9 protein-coding genes are annotated in these 7740 nt (G+C 72.2%); 2 read left to right on the forward strand and 7 right to left on the reverse strand.

What is annotated here, in order from left to right:
* Positions 1–219 precede the first annotated feature (219 nt).
* Entirely contained in the window at positions 220–1344 is a 1125-nt protein-coding gene (gene recA / locus K6I33_RS28055) for a recombinase RecA (protein ID WP_229357334.1), read from the forward strand.
* An 8-nt stretch (positions 1345–1352) separates the two neighbouring features.
* A complete protein-coding gene (gene recX, locus K6I33_RS28060) occupies positions 1353–1982 on the forward strand; it encodes a recombination regulator RecX (RefSeq protein ID WP_238492150.1) in 630 nt (209 codons plus the stop codon).
* A gap of 45 nt (positions 1983–2027) precedes the next feature.
* Here recX and K6I33_RS28065 read toward each other — a convergent pair whose 3' ends face one another.
* The 7 genes from K6I33_RS28065 to K6I33_RS28090 all read right to left on the reverse strand — a co-directional run bounded on the left by K6I33_RS28065 (position 2028) and on the right by K6I33_RS28090 (position 7694).
* Positions 2028–2420 carry a rhodanese-like domain-containing protein gene (locus K6I33_RS28065; RefSeq protein ID WP_229357335.1) on the reverse strand — a complete coding sequence of 131 codons (393 nt, stop codon included), beginning with the start codon at positions 2418–2420 and terminating at the stop codon, positions 2028–2030.
* Positions 2417–2992, reverse strand: coding sequence for a cysteine dioxygenase (locus K6I33_RS28070; RefSeq protein WP_229357336.1), 576 nt, complete (start codon positions 2990–2992; stop codon positions 2417–2419). The genes K6I33_RS28065 and K6I33_RS28070 overlap by 4 nt, the downstream gene beginning before the upstream one ends.
* A gap of 76 nt (positions 2993–3068) precedes the next feature.
* The gene (locus tag K6I33_RS36690) at positions 3069–3155 is read right to left on the reverse strand and encodes a putative leader peptide (protein WP_361699378.1); all 87 of its coding nucleotides are present in this window, start codon (positions 3153–3155) and stop codon (positions 3069–3071) included.
* A 32-nt stretch (positions 3156–3187) separates the two neighbouring features.
* A complete protein-coding gene (locus K6I33_RS28075) occupies positions 3188–4954 on the reverse strand; it encodes an FAD-dependent monooxygenase (protein WP_229357337.1) in 1767 nt (588 codons plus the stop codon).
* A gap of 221 nt (positions 4955–5175) precedes the next feature.
* Entirely contained in the window at positions 5176–6075 is a 900-nt protein-coding gene (locus K6I33_RS28080) for an amino acid ABC transporter permease (protein ID WP_229357338.1), read from the reverse strand.
* Positions 6072–6722 carry an amino acid ABC transporter permease gene (locus tag K6I33_RS28085; RefSeq protein ID WP_229357339.1) on the reverse strand — a complete coding sequence of 217 codons (651 nt, stop codon included), beginning with the start codon at positions 6720–6722 and terminating at the stop codon, positions 6072–6074. The genes K6I33_RS28080 and K6I33_RS28085 overlap by 4 nt, the downstream gene beginning before the upstream one ends.
* Positions 6723–6770: 48 nt before the next feature.
* Positions 6771–7694 (reverse strand): glutamate ABC transporter substrate-binding protein, encoded by a 924-nt coding sequence (locus K6I33_RS28090; RefSeq protein ID WP_229357341.1) that lies wholly within the window; start codon positions 7692–7694, stop codon positions 6771–6773.
* Positions 7695–7740: the final 46 nt, after the last annotated feature.

Here is a 7740-nt window from a genome sequence, read left to right on the forward strand (position 1 = left end):
GACCCGGGGCCGGGCGGGGCGGAAGGCTGAATTCCGGGGCTGTCCGGCACACGGAGCGGCGCGCTTGACACCAAAATCGAACATCCATTCTTATGGGTGTCCCGGGCCGCGGGAGCCGAGTTATCCACAGGCCCGGAGCGACGCCCGGGCGCATTGTCAGTGGCAGGCGTTAGCGTCGTGGACGTGAAGCGATCGACTCAAGCGAACCGGGTGGAACCCATGGCAGGAACCGACCGCGAGAAGGCGCTCGACGCCGCGCTCGCGCAGATTGAACGGCAATTCGGCAAGGGCGCGGTCATGCGTCTGGGCGAGCGGCCGAATGAGCCCATCGAGGTCATCTCCACCGGGTCGACCGCTCTCGACGTCGCCCTCGGCGTCGGCGGCCTGCCGCGCGGCCGTGTGGTGGAGATCTACGGACCGGAGTCCTCCGGTAAGACGACCCTGACGCTGCACGCCGTGGCCAACGCCCAGCGGGCCGGCGGCACCGTCGCGTTCGTCGACGCCGAGCACGCCCTCGACCCCGAGTACGCCAGAAAGCTCGGCGTCGACATCGACAACCTGATCCTGTCCCAGCCGGACAACGGCGAGCAGGCTCTGGAGATCGTCGACATGCTGGTCCGCTCCGGCGCGCTCGACCTGATCGTCATCGACTCCGTGGCCGCCCTGGTGCCGCGCGCGGAGATCGAGGGCGAGATGGGCGACTCGCACGTGGGCCTCCAGGCCCGCCTGATGAGCCAGGCGCTGCGGAAGATCACCAGCGCGCTCAACCAGTCCAAGACCACCGCGATCTTCATCAACCAGCTCCGCGAGAAGATCGGCGTGATGTTCGGCTCCCCGGAGACCACGACCGGTGGCCGGGCCCTGAAGTTCTACGCCTCGGTGCGCATCGACATCCGCCGCATCGAGACGCTGAAGGACGGCACGGAGGCGGTCGGCAACCGCACCCGCTGCAAGGTCGTCAAGAACAAGGTCGCGCCGCCCTTCAAGCAGGCCGAGTTCGACATCCTCTACGGCCAGGGCATCAGCCGCGAGGGCGGCCTGATCGACATGGGTGTGGAGCACGGCTTCATCCGCAAGGCCGGTGCCTGGTACACCTACGAGGGCGACCAGCTCGGCCAGGGCAAGGAGAACGCCCGCAACTTCCTCAAGGACAACCCCGACCTCGCCAACGAGATCGAGAAGAAGATCAAGGACAAGCTGGGCGTGGGCGCCCGCTCCGGCGCTCCGGCGGAGGAGCCCGCCGCCGACGCCGCCGGTGCCGCCGCGGGCGAGCCGGTCAAGTCGGTGCCCGCGCCGGCCGCCAAGTCCACCGGTAAGGCGGCGAAGGCCGCGGCCAAGGGCTAAGCCGCGCCATGTCTGTCGTGTCTGATGCACAGCCGTGGCACGGCGACGGGCCCGTGCCGCGCGAGCCGCGCGCGGACGACCGTACGGGCGGTGGCTCCGTTTCCCCGTCAAGGGCCGGGGCCGGAGCACCACCGTCACCGGAGGAGCAGGCGCGGGCGATCTGCCTGCGCCTGCTCACCGGATCCCCGCGCACCCGCAAACAGCTCGCCGACGCCCTCGCCAAACGCGGCATACCGGCCGAGGCGGCGGAGGAGGTGCTGTCCCGGTTCGTGGACGTGGGCCTGATCGACGACGCCGCGTTCGCCGGCGCGTGGGTCGAGTCCCGCCACCACGGCCGGGGCCTGGCCCGCCGGGCCCTCGCCCGTGAACTGCGTACCAAGGGCGTCGACTCCGCGATCGTCGACGAGGCCGTGGGGCAGCTCGACGCGGAGCAGGAGGAGCGCACGGCCCGTGAGCTCGTCCAGCGCAAGCTCCGGTCGACCCGGGGCCTTGACCGGGAGAAGCGGCTGCGCCGCCTCGCCGGGATGCTGGCCCGCAAGGGCTACTCCGAGGGGCTCGCCCTGCGCGTGGTGCGCCGCGCCCTGGAGGAGGAGGGCGACGACCCGGAGCTGCTCGACCACTTTCTGCCGGACGTCTGAGCCGCCTGCCCGCCTGCTGCTTGCCCGCCGGCCCGGTGCCCTTCGTCAGGGCGTCATGGGTGGCCCGGGCGTCACCGGCAGTCCGGCCGCGCGCCAGGCCTGGAAGCCGCCCACCAGATCGGTGGCCCGGTACAGGCCCAGCCGGCGCAGGGAGACGGCGGCCAGCGACGAGGCGTATCCCTCGTCGCAGAACACGACGACCCGCAGGCCGTGATCCGTCACCCGCGCCGCGCGGTGCTCACAGGCCGGGTCGAGCCGCCACTCCAGCTCGTTGCGCTCCACGACGAGCGCTCCCGGGACTGTCCCGTCGCGCTCCCGCAGCGCCGCGTAGCGGATGTCCACCAGCAGCCCGCCGTCCGCCCGGACGGCGGCGGCCTCGGCCGGTCCCAGGCGGTCGAGTTCCGCCCGGGCCTCGGCCAGCAACTCCTCCACCCTCATGACCACTCCCGCGCCCACTCGACCGCCTCCAGCCGCAGCACCTGACCGCTGCGGCTGTACCGGCGCATCATCGGCAGCGGCGGGTAGTACGCGTGCACGGACACCGCGTGCCGCTCCCGCGAGGCGTTGAGCACCTGGTGGACATGGTGCGGCCCGAAGGCCCGGCCGTCCCCGGCCGCCAGCAGGCGCTCACGGTCGATGCCGTCCGCCAGCTCCAGCAGTTTCCACCCCTCGGTGGGCAGCCGCGCGGCCAGGGACTGCTCGGTCAGACCCCCGGAGGCCAGAGCGAACGCGCCGTGCGAGCCACCGTGGTCGTGCCATCCGGTGCCACTGCCCGGCGGCCAGCCGATGAGCCACGCCTCGCTGCCCCCCGGCCCCTCCAGCCGGATCCAGGTCCGCCCATGGGGGTCGAGCGGGAGCGAGGCGACGAGACGGGCGTCGGCGGCCGTCCGGTCGGCGAAGTCGAGGAGATCCGCCTGCGACGGTGCCCCGGGGGTGTCCGGCGAGGCGGCGTGTGAAGCGGTGTGCGAAGCGGTCGTGCGTACGGAAGAGGGCGCAACGGAAGAGGGCACAGTCGAACCGTCCTGAGTGATCGCGAAGGACGCGCGCGGCGCACGGAGCGCCCGGCAGCGCGGAGGGAAGAGCGGATCAGCAGGACGGACGACAGACACAGCCCGCGTAGCGGACGAGGTCCAGATGGACCCTCCGCCAGAAATGCGAGCCGCTGTCAGTCACGCTGCGGAGTCAACCATGGCGCCAAGTGCGGGTCAACGGTTGGCCGTAGCCTCACTGGTGGCTTCGTCGGCGCTCGCCGTGCCCGCGCGCACCGCTTCCACGGGTGCTCCGGTGCCTCCGGTGCCTCCGATGGCACCGCCCCGCGCCGCGTCCGCGCACGCGTACAGCTCCGCCGCCCGCACCCCCGCCAGCGCGGCCACCAGCCGGCCGTCCGGCCGGACCACCAGCACGGTGTGCGCGTCCGCCCCCGGATACCCCTCGGCGACCAGCAGTTCCGCCGCCATGGGCAGGGCCGAGACGGCCGCCGCCAGCCCGGGCATGAGGCCCGCGCCCAGCCAGTGGCGGCGCTCCCACACCCCCGTGCCGGGGGCGACGAGGACCACCAGCAGATCGCCGCCCAGCCGGTCGCGCAGCCACACCTCCGACCCGTCCGGCGCGGTCACCGGCACGTCCGTGACCAGCGCCCCCACGGCCGTGCCCACCAGTACCGAGCTCGCGGGGGGCGCGGCCGGCAGCAGGGGCGTACGGGAGTGGACCGCGGGTGCGCCCAGCAGCCCGCGCCCCAAGTGGCCTTCCGTCAGCAGCGCGTCGTGGGAGCGCGCGGCGCCCGGCACCAGCGTGCGCCGCACCGTCCGCCAGCCGCCCTCGCCGCGTACCGCGGGCAGCGTCCGGTCGGCGGCGCGCAGCCGGGCGGCGACGGCCTCCCGGCGCTCGGCCTGATAGCTGTCGAGCAGGGTCTCGGAGGCGCCGTGGTGCCAGGCCAGCGCCAGCTTCCAGGCGAGGTTCCCGGCGTCCAGCAGCCCTTCGTCGAGCCCCTGGGTGCCCAGCGCGCCCAGCAGATGCGCGGCGTCGCCCGCGAGGAAGGCGCGACCGCAGCGCCAGCGGCGCGCGAGGCGGTGGTGCACGGCGTACACACCGGTGTCCAGCAGTTCGTACGCCGGGGTCTCGCCGCACCACGCGGCCAGGGAGTCGCCGACCCGGGCGAGCAGCGCGTCGGGCGTGACCAGACCGCCGTCGGGGGGCAGCGGCCAGTCGAGCCGCCACACCCCGTCGGGCAGCGGACGGGCCGTCACCTCGCCGCCGCGCGGCGGCGAGCGGTGCAGCACGGCCTCGCCCGGCCAGGGCAGTTCGGCGCGGAGCGCGGCGACCGCGTACCGCTCCACGGCCGTGCGCCCGGGGAAGCGGGCCCCGAGCAGTTTGCGGACGACGGAGCGGGCGCCGTCGCAGCCGATCAGATAACTGCCCCGCCACACCGTGTCGTTGTCGCCGCCGTTGTCGCCCCGGGTGTGCGCGGTGACACCGGAGGAGTCCTGCTTGAGGAGCGTCACGCGGCTGTCGTGGACGAGGCGGACGTCCGCCTCGCCGGCGAGCGCCGCCCGCAGCTCGCGCGTCAGGGCGTGCTGGGGCAGATGCAGCGGAGACGGTTCTGCTGCCGGGTCGGCGTACCGCTCGTCGCCCGGGTGCTCCTCGGTGTCCTCCGCGTCCTCGAACTCGGCGGGTTCCGCGGCCTTTCCGGCGCCGCCGGGCGGCGCGAACGGGATCCGCGCCACCTCCGTACGGCGCCGCAGCGTGCGCCAGCCCGACCAGCGGGTGCCCTCCGAGGTGACGCACCCCAGCCGCTCCAGCAGCGCGGCGGTCTCCGGCCGCAGCACGGCCGTACGCGCCGGACGGCGCTCGTGCGGCGGACCGGCCTCGCCGGGCGACTCGTCCAGGACGGTGACGGGCACCTCGTACCGGGCCAGGGCCAGGGCCAGGGTGAGCCCGACGGGCCCCGCCCCGACGACGATCACCGGGTCCACGGCGCGGCCCCCTCGCCCCCGGAACGGACGGTGACCTCGCCGTACGCGTGGCGCGTACGGGACGTACGGGGACTGGCAGGGGGAAAACGGTGCGCGATCACAGAACGTATGCAACCCATTGCCGGTGCGTGCGTCAAGTGATCAGAGGCGCCGTCGCGGCGCGCCGAAGGCGTGCGCCCCGCCGGTCCGGTGCGACCGACGGGGCGTCAGCCACCGTTCGTTCAGCCGGTCCCGGCGCCGTCCGCGCCGGAGGCGCCCGTCATGGGCCCGGCGCCCGGCATCGCGCCGGCGGCCGGCAGTACCGGCGGCTTCCCCTTGCGTGAGCGCTGTGTGCGCCGTTCGACCCATGTGGCGACGGAGGACAGCGCCAGGCACAGCAGGATGTAGATCGAGCCGAAGACGATGACCATCGGGATGAAGGCGTAGACGCCGTTCACGGGCGGGGTCTGCTGGGCGAAGGCCTTGCCGACGAACAGCAGTTCCTCGTAGAGGATGATGAAGCCGAGCGAGGTATCCTTGAGGGTCACCACGAGCTGGCTGATGATCGACGGCAGCATCGAGCGCACGGCCTGCGGCACCAGCACGGCCGTCATCACCTGGGTCTTGCGCAGCCCGATCGCGTACGCCGCCTCGCTCTGCCCCCGGGGGACGGCGTTGATCCCGGCACGGAAGATCTCGGCCTGGACCGAGCCGTTGTACAGCGTCAGCCCGATCACCAGGGCCCACATCGGGTCGGAGGTGAACACCGCCGCGTACAGCAGGAAGATCATGATGAGCAGGGGCATGGCCCGGAAGAACTCCACCACCGCCGTGGCCGCCCAGCGCACCGGCCGGTGGTCGGACAGCCGCGCGGTGGCCAGCACGGTGCCCAGCGCCAGCGAGAGGACGGCCGCGATCGCGAAGGTCTTGAGGGTGGTCAGCAGGCCGTCGACGATCCGCTGCTGGGTCTCGGTGTACTCGTAGTCGTCCCACAGCCCGGCCTGGAACTGCCCGGTGGCGTCCAGCCGGTAGACCACGAAGCCGATCAGCCCGGCGATCGCGAGGGTGGACAGGGCGCCGTAGAGGCGGTTGCGGGCCCGGGTCCGGGGTCCGGGGGCGTCGTAGAGGACGCTGCCGCTCATCGGGCCACCGCCAGTCGGTTCTCCAGCAGCCGGAACAGGCCGCTGATGGTGAAGGTGATGATGATGTAGCAAACCGCGATCCATAGGAAGATCACGTAAATGTTGTAGCCCGAGGCGGCGTTGAGGGTCTTCTGCACCGAGCCGAGCTCGGTGACGTTGAAGCCCGAGGCGATGGCCGTGTTCTTGGCCAGGGCGATCAGGAGGCTGCCGATGGGCGGTATCGCGGTGCGGGCGGCCTGCGGCAGCACTATCCCGGCCAGCGTCTGCCCGAAGGTCATTCCGATCGACCGGGCGGCCTCCGCCTGGCCCACCGGCACGGTGTTGATCCCGGACCTGATGGCCTCGCAGATGAACGCCGAGGTGTAGCAGCCCAGGGCGAGCACGGCGAGCCAGAAGGAGTCCCAGCCCTTCAGGCCCAGCGCCGGCAGCCCCAGGGTGACGGCGAGGAAGAGCAGCACCAGCGGGGTGTTGCGCAGCAGCGTCACCCATGCGGTGCCGAAGACGCGCAGCGCGGGCACCGGAGAGACGCGGAACGCCGCGACGAGGGTGCCCAGCACCAGGGCGAGCAGCGCGCTGAGCACCGTTAGTTCCACGGTGCCGATGAAACCTTCGCGGAACATCGCGAAGTTGTCCGACAGAACGTTCACGTCACTTCTCCGGGTATCGCGAGGCGGTCGTCCGGCACCGCTCGCCGGTCAGTAGCGCTCGATCGCGGGCGGGGTGGAGGCGGGGACGCCCGAGCGGCCCAGCGTGGCGTCGTAGGCCTTCTTCCAGTCGCCGTTCTTCTCGTGCGCCTCGATGGCCTTGTTGACCGCCTCGCGCAGCGCCGTGTCGTCCTTCTTGAGGCCGACGCCGTAGGGCTCCTTGGAGAAGGGGTTGCCGACGACCTTCAGCGCGCCCTTGTTCTCGGCCGCGTAGCCCTTGAGGATCGAGTCGTCCGTGGTGACCGCGTCGACCGAGCCGTTGACCAGTTCCTGCACGCACAGCTGGTAGCCCTGCTGCGCCTTGGCCTCGGCCACGCCGTACTTGGGCTCCTTGATCCGCTTCAGCGGGGTGGAACCGGTCACCGAGCAGACCTTCCTGCCCTTGAGGTCGTCCGGGCCCTTGATCGAGCTGTCGGCCTTCACCAGCAGGTCCTGCCCGGCGACGTAGTACGGGCCGGCGAAGCCGACCTGCTTCTTGCGCTCGTCGTTGATCGTGTAGGTGCCGACGTACAGGTCGACGCCGCCGCTGGCGATCTGCGTCTCCCGCGCCTCGGAAGGGACCGTCACAAACTTGATGTGCGCCTCGTCGAAGCCGAGATCGGCCGCGACCATCCGGGCGATCTCCACGTCGAAGCCGGAGCGCTTCTTGGTGCCGGGGTTCTCGAAGCCGAGGCCGGGCTGGTCCGCCTTGGTGCCGATGGTGATCGTCTTGCCCTTGATCTTCTCCAGGACCGGGGATCCCTTGACGTCCACGGCGGAGTTCACCGGGTACTTCGGCAGCTCGGCGGCAGCGGAGGAGCCGCCGCTGGACTTGTCGCTCTTGTCGTCGGGGCTGCCCGACTTGCCGCAGGCGGTGGCGGAGGCGGCCAGCGCGATGACGACGGCGGCCGCCGCTGCGGTGTTGCGGAGCTTCATGGAGGACATCCTTTGCGTCTGCGGGACCTCGGGGGCGGTGTGAAGC

Source organism: Streptomyces sp. UNOB3_S3, from assembly GCF_020740895.1.
GTDB lineage: Bacteria > Actinomycetota > Actinomycetes > Streptomycetales > Streptomycetaceae > Streptomyces.